General features: G+C 38.8%; 16 protein-coding genes. 7 read left to right on the top strand and 9 right to left on the bottom strand.

Annotated elements, in window-relative coordinates:
- The first annotated feature begins 218 nt into the window (after window positions 1–218).
- On the top strand, window positions 219–965 hold the full coding sequence (locus ASU31_RS16605) for a hypothetical protein (RefSeq protein ID WP_057933399.1): 747 nt from the start codon (window positions 219–221) through the stop codon (window positions 963–965).
- Between the two features lie 234 nt (window positions 966–1,199).
- Window positions 1,200–1,517 carry a hypothetical protein gene (locus ASU31_RS27560; RefSeq protein ID WP_167346197.1) on the top strand — a complete coding sequence of 106 codons (318 nt, stop codon included), beginning with the start codon at window positions 1,200–1,202 and terminating at the stop codon, window positions 1,515–1,517.
- 860 nt (window positions 1,518–2,377) lie between these two features.
- Here ASU31_RS27560 and ASU31_RS16595 read toward each other — a convergent pair.
- The 3 genes from ASU31_RS16595 to ASU31_RS16585 form a co-directional block, all read right to left on the bottom strand.
- Window positions 2,378–3,547 carry a DUF3298 and DUF4163 domain-containing protein gene (locus tag ASU31_RS16595; RefSeq protein WP_057933397.1) on the bottom strand — a complete coding sequence of 390 codons (1,170 nt, stop codon included), beginning with the start codon at window positions 3,545–3,547 and terminating at the stop codon, window positions 2,378–2,380.
- A gap of 97 nt (window positions 3,548–3,644) precedes the next feature.
- A complete protein-coding gene (locus ASU31_RS16590) occupies window positions 3,645–4,508 on the bottom strand; it encodes a polysaccharide deacetylase family protein (protein ID WP_057933524.1) in 864 nt (287 codons plus the stop codon).
- Between the two features lie 27 nt (window positions 4,509–4,535).
- Window positions 4,536–5,414, bottom strand: a complete 879-nt coding sequence (locus tag ASU31_RS16585) for a polysaccharide deacetylase family protein (protein WP_057933396.1) — start codon at window positions 5,412–5,414, stop codon at window positions 4,536–4,538.
- A 176-nt stretch (window positions 5,415–5,590) separates the two neighbouring features.
- On the opposite strand from ASU31_RS16585, the gene ASU31_RS16580 reads away from it, so the two are divergent.
- Together ASU31_RS16580 and ASU31_RS16575 are read left to right on the top strand one after the other, a co-directional pair.
- Complete coding sequence (locus tag ASU31_RS16580; protein WP_057933395.1) at window positions 5,591–8,098, top strand: S9 family peptidase; 2,508 nt, start codon at window positions 5,591–5,593, stop codon at window positions 8,096–8,098.
- Between the two features lie 750 nt (window positions 8,099–8,848).
- Window positions 8,849–9,271, top strand: a complete 423-nt coding sequence (locus tag ASU31_RS16575; RefSeq protein WP_167346196.1) for a PepSY-like domain-containing protein — start codon at window positions 8,849–8,851, stop codon at window positions 9,269–9,271.
- A 184-nt stretch (window positions 9,272–9,455) separates the two neighbouring features.
- Here the strand turns inward: ASU31_RS16575 and ASU31_RS16570 are convergent, their stop codons facing one another.
- Window positions 9,456–10,292, bottom strand: a complete 837-nt coding sequence (locus tag ASU31_RS16570) for a M57 family metalloprotease (RefSeq protein WP_057933393.1) — start codon at window positions 10,290–10,292, stop codon at window positions 9,456–9,458.
- Between the two features lie 122 nt (window positions 10,293–10,414).
- On the opposite strand from ASU31_RS16570, the gene ASU31_RS16565 reads away from it, so the two are divergent.
- Both ASU31_RS16565 and ASU31_RS16560 read left to right on the top strand, forming a co-directional pair.
- Window positions 10,415–13,237: a S8 family peptidase gene (locus ASU31_RS16565; RefSeq protein ID WP_057933392.1), complete on the top strand. Its 2,823-nt coding sequence runs from the start codon at window positions 10,415–10,417 to the stop codon at window positions 13,235–13,237.
- Between the two features lie 151 nt (window positions 13,238–13,388).
- Window positions 13,389–15,041, top strand: coding sequence for a M28 family metallopeptidase (locus ASU31_RS16560; protein WP_057933391.1), 1,653 nt, complete (start codon window positions 13,389–13,391; stop codon window positions 15,039–15,041).
- An 80-nt stretch (window positions 15,042–15,121) separates the two neighbouring features.
- On the opposite strand, the gene ASU31_RS16555 is transcribed toward ASU31_RS16560, so the two are convergent.
- Window positions 15,122–15,724, bottom strand: a complete 603-nt coding sequence (locus ASU31_RS16555) for an outer membrane beta-barrel protein (protein ID WP_057933390.1) — start codon at window positions 15,722–15,724, stop codon at window positions 15,122–15,124.
- A gap of 319 nt (window positions 15,725–16,043) precedes the next feature.
- Complete coding sequence (locus tag ASU31_RS16550) at window positions 16,044–16,601, bottom strand: NADPH-dependent FMN reductase (RefSeq protein WP_057933389.1); 558 nt, start codon at window positions 16,599–16,601, stop codon at window positions 16,044–16,046.
- 103 nt (window positions 16,602–16,704) lie between these two features.
- On the opposite strand from ASU31_RS16550, the gene ASU31_RS16545 reads away from it, so the two are divergent.
- Window positions 16,705–17,907, top strand: coding sequence for an MFS transporter (locus ASU31_RS16545; RefSeq protein WP_057933388.1), 1,203 nt, complete (start codon window positions 16,705–16,707; stop codon window positions 17,905–17,907).
- A gap of 182 nt (window positions 17,908–18,089) precedes the next feature.
- On the opposite strand, the gene ASU31_RS16540 is transcribed toward ASU31_RS16545, so the two are convergent.
- The 3 genes from ASU31_RS16540 to clpB all read right to left on the bottom strand — a co-directional run bounded on the left by ASU31_RS16540 (window position 18,090) and on the right by clpB (window position 21,995).
- Window positions 18,090–18,581, bottom strand: coding sequence for a hypothetical protein (locus ASU31_RS16540; protein ID WP_057933387.1), 492 nt, complete (start codon window positions 18,579–18,581; stop codon window positions 18,090–18,092).
- Between the two features lie 11 nt (window positions 18,582–18,592).
- The gene (locus tag ASU31_RS16535; protein ID WP_157258063.1) at window positions 18,593–19,246 is read right to left on the bottom strand and encodes an outer membrane beta-barrel protein; all 654 of its coding nucleotides are present in this window, start codon (window positions 19,244–19,246) and stop codon (window positions 18,593–18,595) included.
- 148 nt (window positions 19,247–19,394) lie between these two features.
- Window positions 19,395–21,995, bottom strand: a complete 2,601-nt coding sequence (gene clpB / locus ASU31_RS16530) for an ATP-dependent chaperone ClpB (protein ID WP_057933385.1) — start codon at window positions 21,993–21,995, stop codon at window positions 19,395–19,397.
- Window positions 21,996–22,273: the final 278 nt, after the last annotated feature.

Below are 22,273 nucleotides of genomic sequence, written 5' to 3'. Positions count from 1 at the left end.
TATAATAAAACCATTGGCTTGTCGGTCCAAATTTAATCTGTAACTGGCCATAAGATTTGGTTTTAAATTTATTTAGCCAAACTCACCAATTCCATTCATCATTTCCTACGGTTTCCCGTAGCTCCACAAAAAAATCAACCTATCTTTTTAGTTGTAAAGAAAATAATACTATCTTACAACTAATTAATTATATTCATTTACTTTTTAATCATTAATCTATGTCTAAAACAAATGACACCGGCCACGCCAAAAACGTAGCCAATTTCGAAACACTTATTGCCTATTTAACTGGTTATGGCGCAGTTTACAACCCTAGCAACGTAAACATCCAGTTAAGCAGTTTAAATGAAAAGGTAGCCGCAGCCCGAACCATTAGCGAGCAGGTACACGATCTGGCGGCCAAAAACAGCAACGCCATTGCCATCCGCGATCTGGCTTTTCAGCCTTTAAAAAAGCTGAGTACCCGAATCGTAAATGCGATAAAAGCGAGTGATGTAGCGCAACAAGTAATTGATAATGCCATTACCCATAACCGCAAAATACAGGGCCAAAGGGCATCGGTAAAGTTAACAGAAGAAGAAAAACAGAAGCTGGCGGCAATCGGCACCGTTGTTAACCAGGTATCGGCCTCGCAACAAAGTTTCGATAGCCAGCTCGATACCTTCGATAAACAGATCAAACTGTTAGCTACCATCCCGAGCTATACGCCGAACGAGGTAGAATTGCAGCAGGCCACCCTTACCACCCTTTACAACGATTTATTGCAGAAAAACCGCGATGTGGTATCAAAAACATCCGAGTTGAGTACCCTTCGCCTTAACCGCAATAAGATTCTATACGATGCTAACACAGGTATAGTCGCGCTGGCTTTAGATGCAAAGAACTACAGCAAATCGGTGTTTGGCGTAAGTACCCCGCAGTACAAACAAATTTCAGGCATCCCGTTTAAAACGATAAAAATTTAGCCTATCATGAAAAAAATCATCCCATCCCAATGTACATCTTAAAACAGCAACCCGGTTGCTGTTTTTATTTAAAAGACATCCTGCAAACTGTTAACTGCATTTATAATGTTCTTAACTGCAAACTAAAAACCGTTAACTGCCAACTAAAAACAACCTACCTCTCCAATAAAGTTATTAACTGCGTTGGTAAAACCATCAATTGCAAGTATAAACCTAGCAACTGCTAGTATAAAGTTGTTAACTGCACTGATAAAACTGTTAACTGCAGGCATAAACCTGTCATCTGCAAGTATAATGTTGTTAACTGAAAGTTTAGAACTAGCGACTGCAAGTTCAGAACTATTAATTGCGCTAACAATTCTGCCATCGGCAAGCATAAACCTACCAACTGCAAGTATAATGTTGTTAACTGAGCTGATAATGCTGCCATCGGCAAGTATAAACCTATCAACTGCAAGTATAATGTTGTTAACTGCGCTGATAATTCTGCCATCGGCAAGTATAAACCTATCAACTGCAGGTATAATGTTGTTAACTGCGGATGTTGATTAAACACCGTTCAAAGATTTCTCTCCCGAAATTTCGGGACTGCGCTCCAGTCGAAATGACGGATTATCGCGATTGAAATAACACTAATGATTCTCTGCATCCTGCAATCCGGTCTCAGGATATGATGGAAGGAGATCCTTCGACTCCGCTCAGGATGACAAAAACACAGAGGAAAATGCAAGGAGGATGAATTGATCGCGATTGAAAGAACGCGATAAATCCGCTGCCCCCTGCTATCTGCTCCCTGCTATTCGGCCTGGCAGATTTTCGTAGGAAAAAGCACGGAAATCTGTGCACTCCCTCTCATAACCCACAGCCCAAGGCAGGATCAAGCGGGTGCGCTGGGACAAGTAAGGGTAAGAGCCTAGATACTGTCGCGATAAAGATTTCCGTAGGTTTTTACAAGAAAAGATGCAAGCCTTGATTTTTGGTTACCTTTTTATCAAGAAAAAGGTAAGAGGCCTTCGGTGGCTAACCGAGGCAAGCCCGAGTCTAGGGGTAAAGAAATAATATCATTTCCTAACCATCCCTGCACATCCTGGATTAGGAGGGGAGTACCCTCTCATCGTTCCAGATATGCAGCCCACATCAAAGTAGAAATAAGTGTTAAACACTTGCTAATAAGCCCATAAAAATAATCGAACGCTGGTTATAAAGTTTTCGGTTGACAATTTGCAATGTTCAATAACTTGTGTAAGGTAATTTTAAAATATGCGTTTTAATCTTTGTCGTCTGCGGATAACCTTTTTTCATATTTATTCCCGTTGATTTAAGATGATAAAAGCAGACGATAAGTTTTCAGTTGGCAGTTTTCAGTTAACCAGTCCCAACAGTTAACCTATTAAGCAATAATCAACTGTAATCTATTTAATTCCCATTCTCTGTGCAAAAGCTGGTACCAAATAAGTCTTTAAATCCGAATAAGGAATAAATACTACAATCTGCCCTTGTGCATAACTCGCTATTTCATATGGGTTGTACATAAAAGCAATTCCGTTCGCATTGAAATAAAAATTTTTGTTCGGTTTTATAAAGTCATCAAAAAGAACAGTGCTCAGTGCATCTTTAGCTTTAATGTTATATTCTTTGCGGAGATTACGTTCTAAAATGCCTTGTAAGGTATTCGAATCTATTTTGATGATATCGCTCAGCACCAACTGTTTTTTGTTTTTTACATCTAAACAGAACATTATGCTGCTGTAATTGCCATGCGCACCGCCGGTGTAAGCATCAGCAAGGAAATCGATCACTACATAGCCATTATCATTAAAATTAACCGATTGCTGACTGTTATTGGTGTAGTTCATCCATGCCTGGAAATCGTCGCCACGGCTATTTTTTGATTGCTCGGTAACCTGGGCCTTATAATCTTTAAAATAAGCGGTGGCTATATTTTTAAAGCCGATAGAACGGTCAACAGTAGATTTTACACCCGATATTTTTTTAAGCTCGGAGTTTAGCCAGTTGCCGTATTCATCATTATTTTTGCTTTCCAGGTATTCAAAACTGATTTCAGCAGCAGGCGATTTTGGCTGATCTGCAAATGCCTTAATTGAGTCTTTGTAAATCCCGGCGTTGAACGGATAACTGCCCTCAGGATATTTTTCTGTTAAGGTTATTGGGTATTTTTTGGTTTTATCACCACTTTCCCAATTCCCACTAAAACCATCTCCATTCCATTTTAAAGCTAAATGCGGCGATTTAAAATCCCGGGTGAAGTACGATTCATAAAAACTGTATTCAGTGAGTGCAATACTATCTTTCCCGATTAAAGTATCGGTTGATAGGTTAAGCCACGAGCCGTCATAGTAATAGGTGCCGCTTACATCATCATCAACTTTTTGCAAATGCATTACTACTTTTTTGCCTGCAATGGTACCTTCCAATCTCTTGTAAAAACTTTCTGTAAGTTCGGCCTTTGCATTCACTGTACTATCATTTGTAGTTTCAGTGGTATTGGCTCCATTTTTAGGGTTATTACAAGCAGATATGATCAGTAATCCGGAAAGGAAAGAAAGCAAATAATATTTCATAGCGATGGTATAAATTTTTAGTGTTGCTAAGTTCGAATGTTGAAACGTTGTGCTTAACCTTTCAACATTCAAGCACTTTAAACTTTAAACCTCTTTGCTATGATTTTGTTTTATTAAAACTCTTGTTAATACTGTAATATAAATTTTTTGCAGTATATCTTCCCGGATCAATTATTCTCCTAATGGTATAAAGCGGGTAATTTTCATCCCGTGCTGTTGAAAGTATAAATGCCGCTTTAAAACCATGTTCTTTTAGCTTATGTAAAGTTGAAGCCTTAAAAACACCATAGGGATAAGCGAAATACTCCACTTTTTTTCCTGTAATTTCTTCCAGTTTTTTAGTTGGTGCATCAATTTGGGTTGTCCAGTCCCCGTCGGTAAACTGTGCAAAGTTTTTATGATCGTAGGTATGGCTGGCAATCGTATTTCCCTCGTCAGATAATTGTTTAATCTGTTCTTTAGTCATGTAATTGATCCGCCCTTTTCTGCCGATTGATACCGTCATAATAAAATAAACACCTTTAAAGCCGTATTTTTTCAGCGTTGTATTTCCAATGGTAAATTGATCTTCATCCGTATCATCAAAAGTAATCATGATTGGTTTTTCGGGCAACTTGGCACCGTAAACCAAATAATTATACAACTGATCGGGTAAAATAGAATGGTAACCACTATCTGCCAGCATTTTCATGTGGTCTTTAAATTTATCAGGGGCAATAATGTCGTCGTGTGCTCTTTTGCTATCGCTGGCAATGTTGTTTCTAATCTGGTGATAACAAAGAACCGGTACCTCCCTGCGGGCCAAAATGGTTTTGTTATCGGCAGGTTTAGTATTTGCCGAATCTATTTTAACTTCCTCAGTAGAAGCTTTTGCAGCAGTTTTTCCTTTTGAAGCATCAGATGATTGGCACGAAGCAAAAAATAATGTAGAAGCAGCGCTTAAGAGCAGAAAATTCTTCATATTCATTTAATAACGTTGTACGTCTAATTAAAAGCTGTTTTTTATGCTGTTGCTTAATGTTTTAGGCGACCAATAACCACTGGCAATAATCCGGCGGATCGTAAACAATGGGTCTTTTTCGTCGCGTTTGGTTGATAATTGATAAGCCATTCTAAAACCACGTTTTTTAAGCTCTGGAATACCTTCTGCATTCCATAAACCAAAAGGATAGGCAAATTCCGTCATTTTTTTACCTGTAATTTCTTCCAGTTTTTTTGTTGGTTTATCCAATTGCTCTTCCCAATCTTTGCCTGCATATTTTTTAAAGTTTTTATGATCATAAGTGTGGCTGCCGATAACATTTCCTTCGTCAGAAAGTTGTTTTATCTGCTCTTTGCTCATGTAATCTACAAATTTGCCTTTTTTGCCGATCGAAACAGTCATGATGAAATAAACGGCTTTGTAACCCAGTTTATCTAAAGTAGGGCGCACAATGGTAAACTGATCGAGATCCGTATCGTCAAACGTTAGCATAATGGGCTTGCTCGGTAGCGCAGCACCAGTGTTCAGGTAGGCATAAAGCTGATCTGGCAAAATGGTATGATAACCACTATCGGCCAGCATTTTCATCTGGTCTTTGAAATTCTGGATTTCTACAATATAATCTTTACCTACTTTGCCATCAGTTGGTTTCCAGTTTCTTACCTGGTGATAACATAAAATAGGTACCTGTTTTCTCGCTAAAATGGTTTTGGCATCAGCAACTTTTATTTTCGAAACGTCAACCGGTGTTCCCGTACTTGCGGCAGTTTTGGAAGATTGTGTGGTAGAATCTTTAGCCGTGGCGTTTTCTGTTTGAGATTTAGATTGGCAGCTGGCAAATAAGATTACTCCGGCTGTTATTAGGGTTAAAAAGCTGTATTTCATTATGAGGATATATAGCTACAAAACTATAAAATCTGTCAATTATTTAGCCATCAAAATAAATTGTGTTAATAATTAATTTCTGGTGCATAAAATTGAGCTAACTATCGCTTTTATTACACATTGAAACCTGCTTAATATACTTTAATTAAATAATTTAGCAGCTCAAACAAATTTTGATGAATAAACTTTATAAACTCCTGTTGTGTGCGCAGTTTTTATCCTTAACTGTAGCCGCACAAAACAAAACCTTTACCTTAACCGAAAATATTCAGCCACAGCCTAAGGCAAATTATCAGCTTGCATCGCGTTTTTCGCCAAATAAGTTGAAAAAAATGGTTTATTCTACGACTGTAGATCCGCATTGGCTAAAATTGAGCAACCGCTTCTGGTACACTTTCGAAAGCCCGAAAGGGAAATTCTGGTACCTTGTAGATCCTGCATCAAAAAGCAAAAAGCTGATGTTTGATAATGCTAAACTGGCCGCTGATATTACCCTAATTGTCCGCGATCCATTCGATGCCGAACATTTACCACTCGAAAACCTGAAATTTGCTGCCGATGAAAAAAGTATTTCTTTCGAAATCAAAAGCACGGTTGATGAGCTAAAAAAAGACAGAAAAGACAAAAAAGCTGCAGATTCAATGCAGAAGAAAATATTTTCTTTCAAGTACGAACTGGCCAGTGCGAAATTAACTGAAGTGCCAAACTTCAGTAAGCCAAAGCCAAAACCATCATGGGGATCAGTAGCGCCCGATTCGTCGGCCATTATCTTCTCCCGTAATTACAACCTGTATTGGATGGATAAAGACAACTATAAAAAAGCAGTCAAAAATGAAGATGACAGCACGATTGTAGAACATCAGCTCACTAAAGACGGTGTTAAATTCTATTCGTACGGAAGTGATGGCGATGGCGAGAACAACGTAGAGAATGAAAAAAACAATAAAAAACGCCGCGGTGCTTATGTGCTGTGGTCGCCGAATTCGAAATATTTTGTATTGGACAGAACCGATTCGCGTAAGGTTAAAGACCTTTGGGTAATTAATAGTGTTACACCTGGCCGCCCAACGTTAGAAACCTATAAATATCAAATGCCGGGAGAGGCTGAAGCCCCTCAGGATGAAGTTTTGTTGTTCGATTTTGCTGCAAAATCTTATAAAAAATTGAGTGTTGCTGCATTTAAAGATCAAAGTGTTTCGGTTTGGAGCAAGCCATCATTAAATAAAGACCGTGATAACGAATTCCGTCCGTCTATTTGGTTGGGTAACGATAGCAGGTTCTACTTTTCGCGCACCAGCCGCGATTTAAAGCGGATTGATATTGGTACGGTTGATATTGCTACCGGAAAAGTTACGCCTTTAATCGACGAACGTTTTAATACCTATGTTGAAGTTAACCGCCCAGGTTTGGTAAATGATGGCAATGAACTGATTCATTGGAGTGAGCGCGATGGTTGGGCACATTTTTATCTTTTTGACGGAAACGGGAAGCTGAAAAATCAGATTACCAAAGGCGCTTTCCACTGCGAGAGTATTGTAAATATCGACGAGAAAAAACGTATCCTTTATTTTACGGCCAACGGAAGGGAAAGTAAAGAAGATCCTTATTACTTACATTTATACAGCATCAATTTTGATGGCTCGAACATGAAACTGTTAAATGCAGGTGATTTCGACCATCTGGCGAATATGAACGATAACAATACTTTCTTTGTTGATAATTATTCGAGGGTAAACACAGCGCCAAAAGCGACGCTTTATAACGGAACCGGGAAAAAAGTGATGGATCTTGAAACTACAGACCTTTCATTATTGATAACAGCAGGTTACAAATTCCCTGAACCTTTCAAAGTAAAAGCAGATGATGGAATTACCGATCTGTACGGTGTAATGTATAAACCTTTCGATTTCGATCCGAATAAAAAGTATCCGATTATCGAATATGTTTACCCAGGCCCGCAAACAGAAGCTGTAAACAAAGCTTTTAGCAAAAGTATGGACCGTACCGAGCGCTTAGCTCAATTTGGTTATATCGTAATTACGGTAGGTAACCGCGGTGGAAACCCTTCTCGTTCTAAATGGTACCATACTTATGGTTATGGTAATTTGCGCGATTACGGTTTGGCAGATAAGAAAACTGCTATTGAGCAATTGGCAGCCAAATATTCTTATATCGACGAATCGAAAGTGGGCATTACAGGTCACTCTGGAGGTGGTTTTATGTCAACCGCTGCTATGTTGGTTTATCCTGATTTCTTTAAAGCTGCTGTTTCGAACGCAGGAAACCACGATAATAGCATTTACAACCGCTGGTGGAGCGAAAAACACCATGGGGTAAAAGAAACGATCTCGTTAAAAGGAGATACCTCATTTAAATATAGCATTGATAAAAACCCCGATCTTGCCAAAAACTTAAAAGGGCATTTGTTATTGATGCACGGTGATGTAGATAATAATGTGCATCCGGCAAACTCTATCCGCGTGGCCAATGCTTTAATGAAAGCTGGTAAACGTTTCGATTTCTTGATTATTCCAGGTCAGCGTCATGGTTTTGGAGATATGACTGAGTATGCTTTCTGGAAACTGGCCGATCATTTTAACAAGTATTTAATAGGCGATTTTTCTGAACCGAGCGATGTTGATCTGGTAGAAATGGACAGAGATATCGAACAGAACGGAAAATAGTTTTTAATACAAGAGTTATTACTATGGCCTGTGGAAACGCAGACCATTTTTTATAACGATAGCTAATTTCCTTGCCATGGTTTGTGTCCTCACAAACCATTTTATAATTTTTTGGAAAGCAGGGCCAGGTAACTCTTCGGTTATTTCAGTCCTGCTATTGCCTATAGTCCCGATTGGAATTTTCTTAAATACAATATAGGTTTAAATCGGGAGCTATTTGGCGCTATCAGGTTTAGGCACGAAGTAGGTGCTCATGCAACCTCAAAAATGGAATGCTGCATTGGCCACCTAGCCCCGGTTGAAGTGTTACCCTGCAGCAACGAGGTACGAGGCAGCGAAGCGTATAAACGAAAAACGGGGTGAGGCTGGATGTTCTGCACAGGTATTGCGCTCCGAAAAACTCGCCACTGCTGCATAAGCCTTCATCAGGTGTGGCAATCTATCTAATTAGTGTTACTGTTAGATAGCTTTTTGGGAAAGCAAGCTCCGGTAGTTCTTCGGTTATTTCAGCCCTGCTATTGCCTATAGTCCCGATTTGAAATTTTCTTAAATACAATATAGGTATAAACCGGGAGCTATATGGCGCTATCAGGTTTGGTTAACTTAGGGTTGTGTTCCAAATTTAAACCTTTCTATTGCAGAGTTTTTCCCCTTTCGCCACGTTTTGTGTTCTCACAAACCATTATAGTGATTTAGAAACAATTTGAAGGATATGGCTGTTGTTTTATTATGAATTACAAAAGCACAATTTTGGCATCATTATTTTTAGTTGGAGTAATTGCCAGTAGCAACGCTCAAGATATAGATCAAAAAAATGTTCCATCCGTTATTAAATCAGCATTTAATAAAGCTTATCCAAAAGCAACAGATGTAGATTGGGAAAAGAAAGGCGCAAATTATGAGGTCGATTTTAATTTGGGAAAGGTAGATCATAAAGCCACCTATGCGGCTTCGGGTAAAACGGTTTCTTTCGAAAAAGATATTCCAAATGCCCAATTGCCGGCAGTAATTGCTAAAAATATTAAGGCAAAATACCCAAAGGGTAGAATCGATGATGTAGATTGGATTAATACTGCCGGAAAAATAACCTACAAAATCGATATCGAAGGTACGCCGGATGTAAATGTTTGGTACGACGCCAGTGGAAAGTTTATCAAAGAGGTAGCCGATTAAATTTTTAAACACAATTGTCATGGTTTGTGTCCTAGCAAACCATTTCGTTATTTGTTTAACCACAGATAAATAGGATGAACACATATTCATCCGTGTTTATCAGTGTCCATCTGTGGTTAATAAACAAAAAAGCCCCGAAAATTTCGGGGCTTCTGATCTGTTAAGGTAATCCGTTAATGTTTTTTTATTTGTAAAGGTAATTTACTGCAATCACATCATTTGCATTGAAAGTACGGTTACCACCATTAGAACAGGCCAACATAAATGAGCCTGCATCAGGAGTTGAAGGCGTTCCTGGTATTCTAACGGCGCCTACGTTTGATGCACCTTCGTTGCCTGCACCACTTGCGCCACAGCTAAAGGCACGGTTCATATAATCCGTATGGCGGAAACCGATGCAATGGCCAACTTCATGCTGGATCACAGAAGCTAGATACAGTAAATTAGGATTTGAGCCATAAGCCGCTGCATTGGTGTTCATTCTGATCTGGTTAAAAGGCTGACCTGAAGAAGTAGGGAAGCCCGCAGAGCCTAAGGTAATAAAGCCACCACTTGGACCTTCGTTAAAACCCACAACATTAATATTTCCAGTGGTGCCTGCACTAGCCCTTTGGAAGGTAATACGTAAACCCAATGAGTTGTATCTCGAAATCATGGTGTTTACAGCATCGCTATATACCTGAGGTAAATTGGTTACCGACACTGTAATTACACGCGGTAATGATTTAACTAAGTTTGTGGTTCGGTACTGTTCAGTTTCGGCAATGTTTAAATTTGCACCAGTAGAAGGTTCAGCTAAATTGTCATCAGTTAAAAGAATATCTCCCTCTACCAAATAACCTTCATCTATCTTACGGATATTGTCGGTACTAAAGCCTAGGGATTTGATCTGTGATAATTTGTCTGCTGAAATTTCAGTTTTGCTTTCTACTGCATTTTCTGTATTATTACTCTTACAAGAGTATAGGTTCGTGAGTAGAAGACATGCTGATGCAATCGATAAAAATTTTGTTGTTTTCATCTTAGTTAGAATTAAATTAGTTTAGGTTGAATAAGTTAGTTAATAAAATTTGTGGATTACCTTATTAATCCTAATTTAGAGAAGATAAATGATGTAAACAAAATTTTATAATAAAATAATTTTTGAAAGTCAATACTGTATTTTTAGTTATATGTTTTTGTCTGTCTGCGCTTGGTTTAAACGCACAGGTACAACCTGCTGGAATAGAAAAATATTTTGAAAAATATATTTCCAAAAATGGAAATTCGCAAAAATTAACTGCCGAAGGGCTCATTTTGGTTCGGTTCAATCGTACGTTGACGGCTACCGAAATTCAATTATTGAACCCTAAAAAGAAGCTTGCCGGCGATTATTTTATTGTCGAAAAATCGCCTGTCTCCAGCCTCTCTAATCATGTAATTTATCAAGAGAAAGCTAACGGACTATGGAAAGCCAGCGATCGGTTAATCAAAGTGCTCGCCAAGTCCACAAAAAAGAACGATTCCATTCTGGTTAGGTTATCCTTTAAAAATATAAATGCTTTACCTGGTTCTGCTAAAAACTTAAGCATAAAATCAACAGATCATATCAACAACATGATTATGGTTAATATTTTGCCTGCTGATTTAATGTTGATATTGGAACTGGATGACATTTTATATGCTGATATTTTGCCTGTGGCTAAAGAGGAGGTGGTGATTAATGGACTCGATCTCGGTTTAAACCAAATTTCCAATGCCCATAGTCTTTTTCCAGGTATCGATGGTGCGGGGATAAATGTTTCCTTCAAAGAAGGGATGTACGATGCAGGCGATCTTGATTTGCTGGGGAAAACTTTACCTGGCGCGATTATCGGCAAAACGCCAACTTCCCACGCTACTATTATGGCCACTTTGGCATTAGGAAACGGCAATTCCTTTATCCGTGGTTTAGGTGCTGCGCCTAAATCCAAATTGGCATATTCTGATTTTTCTAATTTAATGCCAGATTTGGTGACTGATTTAAACCGGCTTCAGATTAAGGTTCAAAACCATTCATATGGTACCGATATAGACAATGACTACGGAATGGAAGCAGCTGCGTATGATAAGCAGATCTACGAAACCGATACTTTGATCCATGTTTTTTCTGCCGGAAATAAAGGAACAGCAACACCATCAGTTGGTTTTTATCAAGGGATAACCGCCAGAGCCAATTTAACAGGCAATTTTAAGCAGGCTAAAAATTTATTGGTGATAGGAGGGATTAACAGAGAAAATATTTCTGAAAATCAGAGCAGCAAAGGTCCTGCCTATGATGGACGCGTAAAACCGGAACTTGTTGCCTTGGGTGAAGACGGAACATCGGGCTCTGCTGCAATTACCAGTGGATCAATCGCTTTGTTAGAACAGTTTTATCAGCAGAAATATAAAAAGGCGCCTTCTGCTTCATTAATCAGAGCAACAGTAATTAATTCGGCTGATGATTTGGGAACAGCACAGGTTGATTTTTTATATGGCTATGGAAAATTGAATGTAGCCCAATCGTTAAAAACTTTAGATGAAAACAGGGCATCTTTGTACGAAGTGGCCAAAAATCAGGATTTGCTTATTCCCCTGGCAATTCCGGCTAATGTAGCTGAAGTGAAACTCACCATTACCTGGAACGATCCTCCTGCTGTTGTAAATGCAGCACAAAGTTTAGTTAATGGATTGGATTTAAGTCTCGAAAATCCTGCTGGGAATTTAACGTTGCCCTGGGTGTTAAGCAGCTTTCCACATTTAGATTCCCTCTCAAAGCCCGCGGTGCGTAAAGCCGATGTCGTCAATGCCATTCAGCAGGTTAGTCTCGATAATCCCACTGCCGGTGCTTATAATATTCATGTTAAGGGTAACAGGATCACACAGGGTAATAACCAGCGCTTTGCGATGGCTTATCGTTATACATTCAAAAACACTTTTTCCTTCATCAGTCCTGAAAAGAACGAATACTTTTTTGCCAATGAAGATAACTACGTCCGGTGGGAAAATACCTACACCAGTAAAACCGGAAACCTATCGGTGAGCTATGATGAAGGGACTACATGGAAATCAATTGCTTCGGGGATCGATTTAAGTAAAGGTTTTTACAATTGGAATGCTCCAGATTTGTTTGCTAAAGCAATGATAAAAATGGAAGTGGAAGGCAATATAATATTGAGCCAATCTTTCATTATTTCGAGTCCAAGGGTGTTAAAGGTTGGCTATGCATGCAAAGATGGAATTGCACTGAACTGGAATCCACAACCTGGGGCAAAAGATTACACGCTATATAATGTAGTAGATAATATCCTCTCTCCAGTGTTAACCCTTGCTGATACCATAGTTAAGCTTGATGCAAGCAAGATTAATAGTAAATATTTTGCTGTGGCAGCAAATGGCACAGGTTTTACAGGTCTGAAAAGTTATACCATCGATTATACACAACAAGGGATTGCCTGTTATGTAAGGAATTTATCGGCATCTGTAAATGAGGATAAAGTAAAACTAGATCTCAATATTGGAAGTACCTTAGATTTAAAGAATATCATTTGGGAAAAACAGACCGGACCAAATACTTTTAACGTTTTACAGCAGACCAAACCAGTTTCAAATCAACTCGATTATACAATTATTGATGAAAAGCCAAAAGCTGGAATCCAGTTTTACCGCGTTACTTTCGAAACTGCCAACGGCCGGGTGCAGAGCGATCTGGTTTCGGCAGTATTTCTTAAGGACAATGAATTTTCTTTCTTTCCCAATCCAGTAACCGATTATTTAACCGTTCTGAGCGGATCATTCGAAGATTATAGCCTATCTGTCTTTAACATCCTAGGACAGAAGGTTTTTGAGGAAAGGGCCACAAGTTCGAACCGTTTTTTGCTCAACGCTTTATCAACAGGTGTTTATGTTGGTGTAATCAATAAAAACGGGCAGCAGTTGAAGAAATTTAAGCTGATTAAGCAATAGATTTAATCATTCAGATCTCTCCTCCAAAGGAGTTCCTTCGGAATACTGCGGGCGAGATGACGATACGTTTCATAAATACCTGTAAGAATTTGCCATTTTCTTCGTATTTTTCAGCAAATGCGATTAATTAGCTAAAAACAATCCTTTATAAATGAAAAAACTCCTTCTATTTTCCAGTTGTGCGCTCCTTTTCTTTAGTTCCTGCAAGCAAGGCATAAAAAGCACTGATACTAGTGTCGATTCTTTAGCCGTAAAGGCCATTAATGATTCGAGTTTAACCCAATATCTATCGGTAATTGCGGCTGATAGTTTAGAAGGGCGAAAACCTTTTACCAATGGAGAAACCAAAACCATTAATTATCTAAAAACCCAGTTCGAAAAACTAGGCCTACAGCCGGGCAATGGAGATAGTTTCTTTCAGGAGGTACCCATGGTAGAAATTAAATCTGTGCCAGAAGATAAAATGGTTCTCAAAGGAAAAACAGCATCCTTAACACTCAATTATTTAACCGATTTTGTGGCTGGCACGCGCCGTGTGCAAGATGAGGTAAGTATGAGCAATTCGCCTCTGGTTTTTGCGGGTTATGGCATTGTTGCACCAGAGTATGGCTGGAACGATTATGCTAATCTTGATGTAAAAGGAAAAACGGTTGTAGTGTTGATCAATGATCCCGGTTTTGCTGATTCTACTTTGTTTAAAGGTAAAAATATGACTTACTATGGCAGATGGACCTATAAGTTTGAAGAAGCTGCCCGTCAGGGTGCAACAGGGATCATCATCGTACACGATACCGAACCAGCGGCTTATCCCTGGACAGTTGTGCGTAGTGGCTGGTCGAAATCTAAACTTACGCTCCAAAGCGAAGACAATGGCATGAATAGGACTGTGGTAGAAGGCTGGATTACTTTAGATAAGGCAAAACAGCTATTTGCAATGGATGGCAAATCATTTGATGAGTTGGCTTTAAGTGCCCGTAAAAAAGGTTTTAAGGCTGTTGATTTAAATATCACCACCTCACTAAAGGTTAAAAATACCATCAAAAAATCGGTTACTTATAATGTTCTGGCTAAAATACCTGGCGATAAGCGTAAAGACGAAGCTATTATTTATTCGGCACATTGGGATCATTTGGGCGTGGGAGAAAAAATACAGGGCGATTCTATTTACAATGGAGCGGTTGATAATGCAACTGGCGTAGCTTCTTTATTCGAAATTGCTTCAGCCTTTAAAAAGTTGCCTAAAACTCCTGGACGCACCATTTTATTTATTTCTTATACCGCCGAAGAGCAGGGCCTGTTGGGTTCAGAGTATTATGCCAAACACCCAGCTTTCCCTTTGGCTAAAACGGTTGCCAATATCAATATGGATATGATGGGTATAGCTGGTAAAACTAAAGATATCGTAGTGTATGGCTTTGGCCAGTCAGAACTGGAAGATTATGCTGTAGCGGCTGCGAAAAAACAGGGGAGGGTAATCGTACCAGATCCTGTTCCATCATCGGGCTTGTATTACCGTTCTGATCATTTTAACCTAGCTAAGGTTGGTGTACCCTCATTGTTTACAGGTTCAGGCGTAGATAACATTAAAAACGGCAGGGCATGGGGATTAAAGCAGGTAGCCGATTTTACCAAATTCCGTTATCATTCACCACAGGATAATTTCGATGCCAAAACATGGGATTTATCAGGTATTATAGAAGATGTAAGAATGCTCTTTGATATGGGTTACCGCATCAGTAATGAAGATTCATATCCGAAATGGAAAAACGGATCTGAATTTAAAGCCATCAGAGAAAAGAAGTAAAACAAAAAGCGTCCCGATGGTAAACCGGGACGCTCTTTGAAAAAAAGTCATTTATTAAATTTCCCTTAAGGGAGAATTAATTAAAAGTAGAACTGTACACCTAATCTTGGTGCGAAAGTATCAGCGTTTAAGCCAAAAGTATTGGTTTTAACTTTTGCGCCAGTTCCTTCAGCTTTTAAAGTATAGTTTTCATAACTTAAACCTTTAACCGAAAGTTCGATACCGATTCTTTTTGTAGGGAAAAATGCAAATCCTGGAGCAAGTTCTACACCGATTTTAGTAGTAGTACCGGTTTTAACAGCGTTATCACCGTTCGCATCAGTTGTTTTTAACTGACCGAAAGCCAAAGGCACAGATAATTGTCCGAAGAATTTGAATTGATCTGATAAACCAACATAGTAACGACCGAATGGAGCAACTTTAAAAGCACCATCTTGAGTTTTCTCACTTACCTTTTTATCGTATTCGTAACCAACACCAGTACCGATCGCAAAGTTGTTGCTGATAAAATAACCAACACTTGGTAATACGCTAAAGTTGAAATCTGCTTTTGGAGCGCCGTCAACTTTCGTAGAGTTTACACCTACATTACCACCTAACATAAAATTTCCTTTTTCAGTTTGTGCTTGTGCACCATAAACTAAACCTGCTACTGCTACTAAAGATAATAATAGTTTTTTCATCTTTTTTATTATTTATTTGTTATTAAAATATAGTCAATTTTTACTATTTTAATATCTGACTATATTTGCCTAAAAGTCAACACTTGTGCCAAAAAACTCTACCTACGTCATCAAAAAATCAGTTTTTAGTCAACTGCTTAATTGATAATCAGATATAAATTTAATGTTAGCTCAATATTATTTTAGTGTGACTAAAAATTAATCGACTGATTAACTTTTTAATCATGACAAATTGACAATCTGACTTTTTTTGTATAAATGTCAGACTTTGAAGTGTCTAAAATGGCAGGTTTTGGATAGGGATCTTTGCCGTTTTGAATTAAACTTTGCAGGCAGAAATTAAATTTTCAATTTTCTTTTTAATAATGCCGATGGTTTTCTCGTCGATTAGATTTCCTTCAGCATCGAATTTATTTTGAGCCTGGGCAACTAACACTTCTGGTTGTAAAACCGGATTCATATTCAGGAAGGTAAAAACAGGCAAAAATGCAGTTTGCATTCTAACTGTTCCCCACATGCCCTGTGTTGCACCCATCACAGCAACTGGTTTATGCATCAAGGGTGAATCTTTGCCGCGGCTGGCCCAGTCGATGGCATTTTTTAATCCACCTGGAATAGAATAGTTGTATTCGGGAGAAACAATAATAAAAGCGTCTGCAGTGGCCAATGCATCTCTAAATTTCACCACGCTGGCCGGCCTTTCTTCAACTTCGGGTAAATCATGATCTGCATTGTAAACAGGGATCTCATCGAAAGTCACCGTTTCGAACTGGATATCTTTGGGGATTAAACCGCCTGCGACTTTAAGTAGCATGGCATTGTACGATCCTTTTCTTAAACTTCCGCATAGGCCAACAATTTTTCTGTTCTTTTCCATAGCTATAAAACCAAAACTTTATAAAAATGTTTGGTTTTTGCAAGGACATATCGTTTAGTTTAAAAATTTATAATCACTATTTTTGACGGTATAATTTACCGTTATGACTGAGAATAGCACGACCACTTCCGTTATTGAAAAAACCGTTTTCCCGATACTTTTCGCTTTAAGTTTTTCGCATTTACTTAATGATACTATACAATCGTTAATTCCTGCAATTTACCCTATCATTAAAACCAGTTATCATTTAAGTTTTTCACAAATTGGGCTAATTACTTTGACCTTTCAATTGGCGGCATCATTATTACAGCCTTTTGTGGGTTTGTATACAGATAAAAAGCCTCAGCCATATTCACTAGCCGTAGGGATGGGTTTTACCCTGGTTGGGTTAATTTCGCTTTCACAATCGACCCATTTTTACACCATATTGCTTTCTGTATGTTTTATTGGGATCGGTTCTTCTATATTTCATCCCGAGGCTTCTCGTATGGCACACGCCGCGTCAGGAGGAAAGCGGGGATTGGCTCAATCTGTTTTTCAGTTGGGAGGTAATGCAGGGAGTTCTTTAGGCCCATTATTAGCTGCATGGATCATTGTTCCCTACGGGCAGTTCAGTGTGATCTGGTTTTCGGTAATTGCACTTTTAGCCATTATTATTTTAACCTATGTAGGCAATTGGTATAGGGGATTTATGCTTTCGAGAAGTAAAAAGATCAATATTCAAACTGTTGTAAACCAATTTTCGAGAACTAAGGTGATTTTCTCGGTGTGTATTTTACTCTTGTTGATTTTCTCAAAGTATTTCTACATGGCAAGTTTAACCAATTATTTTACCTTTTATCTGATCGATAAATTCCATGTTTCAGTGCAGACCTCACAGATCTATCTATTTGTGTTTTTGTTTTCGGTAGCTGCCGGAACCTTGTTAGGTGGGCCAATAGGCGATAAAATAGGTCGTAAATATGTAATCTGGGCATCGATATTGGGTACCGCTCCATTTGCATTATTACTACCACATGCCAGCTTGTTTTGGGTAGGTGTACTTATTGTTCCCATCGGGATGATTTTGGCATCAGCATTCTCCGCAATTCTGGTTTATGCACAGGAGTTGATTCCTGGGAAAGTTGGTTTGGTTGCTGGATTATTTTTTGGCTTTGCCTTTGGAATGGGTGGTATAGGATCCGCCTTGTTGGGGAAATTAGCTGATTCTACGAGTATTGAATATGTATTTAATGTTTGTGCGTTTCTGCCTTTAATCGGTTTGTTAACAGGATTCTTGCCGAATATAGAAACAAAGAAAAAATAAAAGGAGACTGTCTCGGTAGTATTGATTTTGTCATCCTGAGCCTGTCGAAGGACTAGCTAAAATATATGTTTTAGCGTTTCGACAGGCTCTCCGTAGGAGTCCTTTGGACAGCGTGACAGATTCGATTAAGTTTATGATAGAAAGAATAAATATTAATCTGGATTCAAAGGTTAGCCTGTAAATTATTGACAGTTGATTTTTTCAATAAAATAATAGGTGTCCAATGCGTCTTCCGATTTGGAATCGTCGTTTTCATTGGTGATTGATTTTACTTTACCATCACTTTTTTGCGAGCCAGTATTATTGTACTCAAATTTGATATGACCAATTGATTTAATTTTTCCATCTTCCGATTTAAAAACGGAATTATAATATTCAATTCTGATATCGCCAATAGCTTTAATTTTTCCATCCTCAGAAGGGAATACACTATTATAGTATTCCACTCTTTTATCGCCTATTGTTTTTACTTTCCCATCTTCCGATTTAAAAACCGAATTGTAGTATTCAATTTTAGTGCCGTTAATAGACTTGATTTTTCCATCTTCAGAAGGGAATACACTGCTGTAATATTCTATTTTGCCACGAAAGCGCTGAGCATTTGCCTGGTTGGAAAGGCTTAAAAGAAATAATATGCTGATTAAGCTTAATATTTGGATGAATATTTTTTTCATTTTATAAGCTGTTAAAAATGATAATTGAAAGTAAATGTTGGGGTAAAATTCTGTAGCGCCAATTTCAGGTTATTGGTTTTGTCGTAATTGTAGAGCGATTCTTCGGCATAATAATTTTGATGGAAGAAAGATACCACTGGCAATGAAAATTCCAAAGTAGCATGTCTGGATAGGAAATAACTAAAGCCAGGGCTTATACTTGCGCCCCATCCCTTTATTTTGGCATCTGTTCGGATTAAGTAACCTTCTTCATCAATCCTGTTAAAAGTATTGATCTGGAGTAATAGGTTAGCCTGCATAAAAAACTTAAACCGATTTTTGACATCCACATATTTGCGTACGAAAGGGGAGATACCAAGGCTAAATTCCTTTACCCCACGCTGTTCTTCGTAATATCCGTATTCTTCATTCCATGCGGTATAACTTTCGCCCCTAAGTTTCGACAGGTTTAAAGGAATTTCTAAGCCTATTGCAAAATTATTGGCTAAAAAATAGCCTCCCCTTGGCGTTAAGGTAAACGTGTTTAAACTGACCGACGAACTGTTTTGTTTAGAGGTTCCGAAACTGATGCTTCCGCCTATAAAGCCAGAGCCCTTTTCAGTTTGGGCATAGCAATGCCAACTAACGGCGCATAGCAGCGCCATGATGATTAATTTAGGTTTCATTTTATTTGTGTTTTTGTGTGTAATCAATAATAATCATTATTGAAACAAAAAACAAGAAAACGAACTATTATGTTAGTTACTTTTAATGAGGGCATTTTAAACAAAAAATCCCACAGAAATTAATCTGTGGGATTTTGATTGTTATGTTTTAATCTGTTTTTTGGTTCAGGAACACAAAATTATGATCAAACATATCCAGTTTAATTTTGCTGTCTTTATCTATCTTACCCGCCAATATCTCTTTCGACAACTCATTTAGGATTCTTTTTTGAATAACCCTTTTTAACGGCCTGGCACCAAACTGTGGATCGTAACCCAATTGTGCCAACCAATCTAGAGCTTCATCACTGGCATCCATTTCTATACCCATTTCGGCCAATGTTTGCTGTACATGTTTAAACTGCAAGCTTACAATATTCCTGATTTCGCTGCGGTTTAACGGTGTAAACATAATCAGCTCGTCAATTCTGTTCAAAAACTCCGGGCGAATGGTCTGTTTTAATACCTCGAACAATTCGTTTTTGGTTTTCGCAATTACTTCCTCACGGTTTTCATCGCTTAAGTTTTTAAAGTTATCCTGAATTAAATGCGCACCAATGTTCGAGGTCATGATGATGATGGTGTTTTTAAAATTCACCGTCCTTCCTTTATTATCGGTTAAACGCCCATCATCCAATACCTGTAACAGGATATTAAATACATCCGGATGTGCTTTTTCAATTTCATCTAGCAATACCACAGAGTAAGGTTTACGCCTAACGGCTTCGGTTAACTGTCCGCCTTCATCATAACCAACATAGCCAGGAGGCGCTCCAATTAAACGTGAAACTGCATGACGTTCCTGATATTCGCTCATATCGATTCGTGTTAGCGCATTTTCATCGTTGAATAAAAACTCTGCCAATGCTTTCGCAAGCTCAGTTTTACCTACTCCGGTTGTACCTAAAAAGATGAAAGAGCCAATTGGTTTACGTTTATCCTGCAAACCTGCACGCGAGCGACGGATCGCATCAGAAATGGCTTCTATCGCTTCATCCTGACCCGCTACGCGCTGGTGTAATTCTTCTTCTAAATGAAGTAATTTTTCGCGTTCGCTGGCAATTAGCTTGGTTACCGGAATGCCTGTCCAGCGACCTACTACGCCTGCAATATCATCAGCTGTAACTTCTTCCTTAAGCATACGGCTATCGCTTTGCTGGCTTTCTAAATCGGCTTTCAGTTTTTCAACTTTATCCTGTGCCTCTTTAATTTTTCCGTAACGGATTTCGGCTACTTTACCGTAATCGCCGGCTCGTTCTGCTTGTTCGGCTTCTAATTTATAGTGCTCAATCTGCTCTAATTCGTTGTTAACCGCATCTACCAGGTCTTTCTCGCCTTGCCATTTGGCCTTAAATTCATCGCGCTCTGCTGATAGGTTGGCAATTTCTTCTGAAAGCTCTTTAACCTTCCTGTCGTCTTTTTCACGTTTAATGGCTTCGCGTTCTATCTCTAAACGCATAATTTCACGGTCTAAAGCATCCACATTTTCTGGCACGCTATCCATCTCCATACGCAATTTCGACGCAGCCTCGTCCATTAAATCGATCGCCTTATCTGGCAAGAAACGATCTGAAATATACCGCTGGCTCATTTCTACGGCTGCGATGATCGCTTCATCTTTAATCCTTACTTTATGGTGTGTTTCATACCGTTCTTTTAAGCCACGTAGGATAGAAATCGCATCCTGGGTATCTGGTTCTTCAACCATTACTTTTTGGAAACGACGCTCTAGTGCTTTATCTTTTTCTAAATATTTTTGATATTCATCTAAAGTTGTTGCACCAATGGCACGCAATTCTCCACGGGCAAGGGCAGGTTTTAAAATGTTCGCCGCATCCATTGCTCCTTCGCCACCACCGGCACCTACCAAAGTATGGATTTCATCAATAAACAATACGATTTCGCCATCGCTCTGGGTAACTTCTTTAACCACAGCTTTTAAACGTTCTTCGAACTCGCCTTTATATTTTGCACCTGCAATAAGCGAACCCATATCAAGGGAATAAACCACTTTGCTTTTTAAATTTTCAGGTACATCACCTTTAATAATCCTAAAGGCAATACCCTCTGCAATGGCTGTTTTACCTACACCTGGCTCACCAATTAAAATAGGATTGTTCTTGGTTCTGCGTGATAAAATCTGGATCACGCGGCGGATTTCTTCATCGCGACCGATCACAGGATCAAGCTTTCCGCTCTCGGCATATTCGTTTAGGTTTCGAGCATATTTGCTCAAAGCCTGGTAAGTTGCCTCGGCATTTTGGTCGGTTACGCGGTTATCACCACGTAATTCTACAATGGCTTTTTTAAGGTCTTTTTCGTTAACACCCTGTTCTTTTAATAATTTTGAAGTACTATCGTTAACGGCCAGTATGCCTAATAATAGATGTTCTACAGACACAAATTCATCTTTAAATTCTTTTAAAAATGTTTGCGCTTTCTGCAGGGCGCTATTGGCATTAGATGACAGATAGACATTGCTTCCGCTCACTTTCGGGAACTTGGCAATCTCTGCATCTAAGTTTTGATTTAGTGAATTTAGGTTAACGTTCAGTTTCTTTAAAACATAAGAAACCACGTTTTCATCAACAGTAAGCAAACCTTTAAGCAGGTGTGCCGTTTCAATAGCCTGTTGCTGATTGCCTTGGGCTATTTCAGAAGCCTGTTGAACTGCTTCCTGGGCTTTTATAGTAAAATTGTTGAAGTTCATATTCCCGTTTAAGTCAAAACAAATGCCATGTTAGTTTTGATTTTTAAATCGGAAATTTTGTCGGTAATATTTTTATTTTCATGACTAAATTACTGATAATTAGTTATTTATGCTGAAAATTTGTCGTATTGGGGGATTGCGAATCGCCAACTGTTAACTGATTTGGGCGTTACCCAAGCTACGCAAGGGCCCGGGCTTTCCAGGGCTGCGCTGCGCTCCGGTACCGATGAAGGATCGGTACTGAACCCTTACAATCTCTAACGCGGAATTTATCGCTG

This window comes from Pedobacter ginsenosidimutans, from assembly GCF_001442625.1.
Classification (GTDB): domain Bacteria; phylum Bacteroidota; class Bacteroidia; order Sphingobacteriales; family Sphingobacteriaceae; genus Pedobacter; species Pedobacter ginsenosidimutans.
The sequence above is the reverse complement of the archived record's forward strand: the minus strand, read 5'-3'. Positions and strand labels throughout refer to the sequence as shown.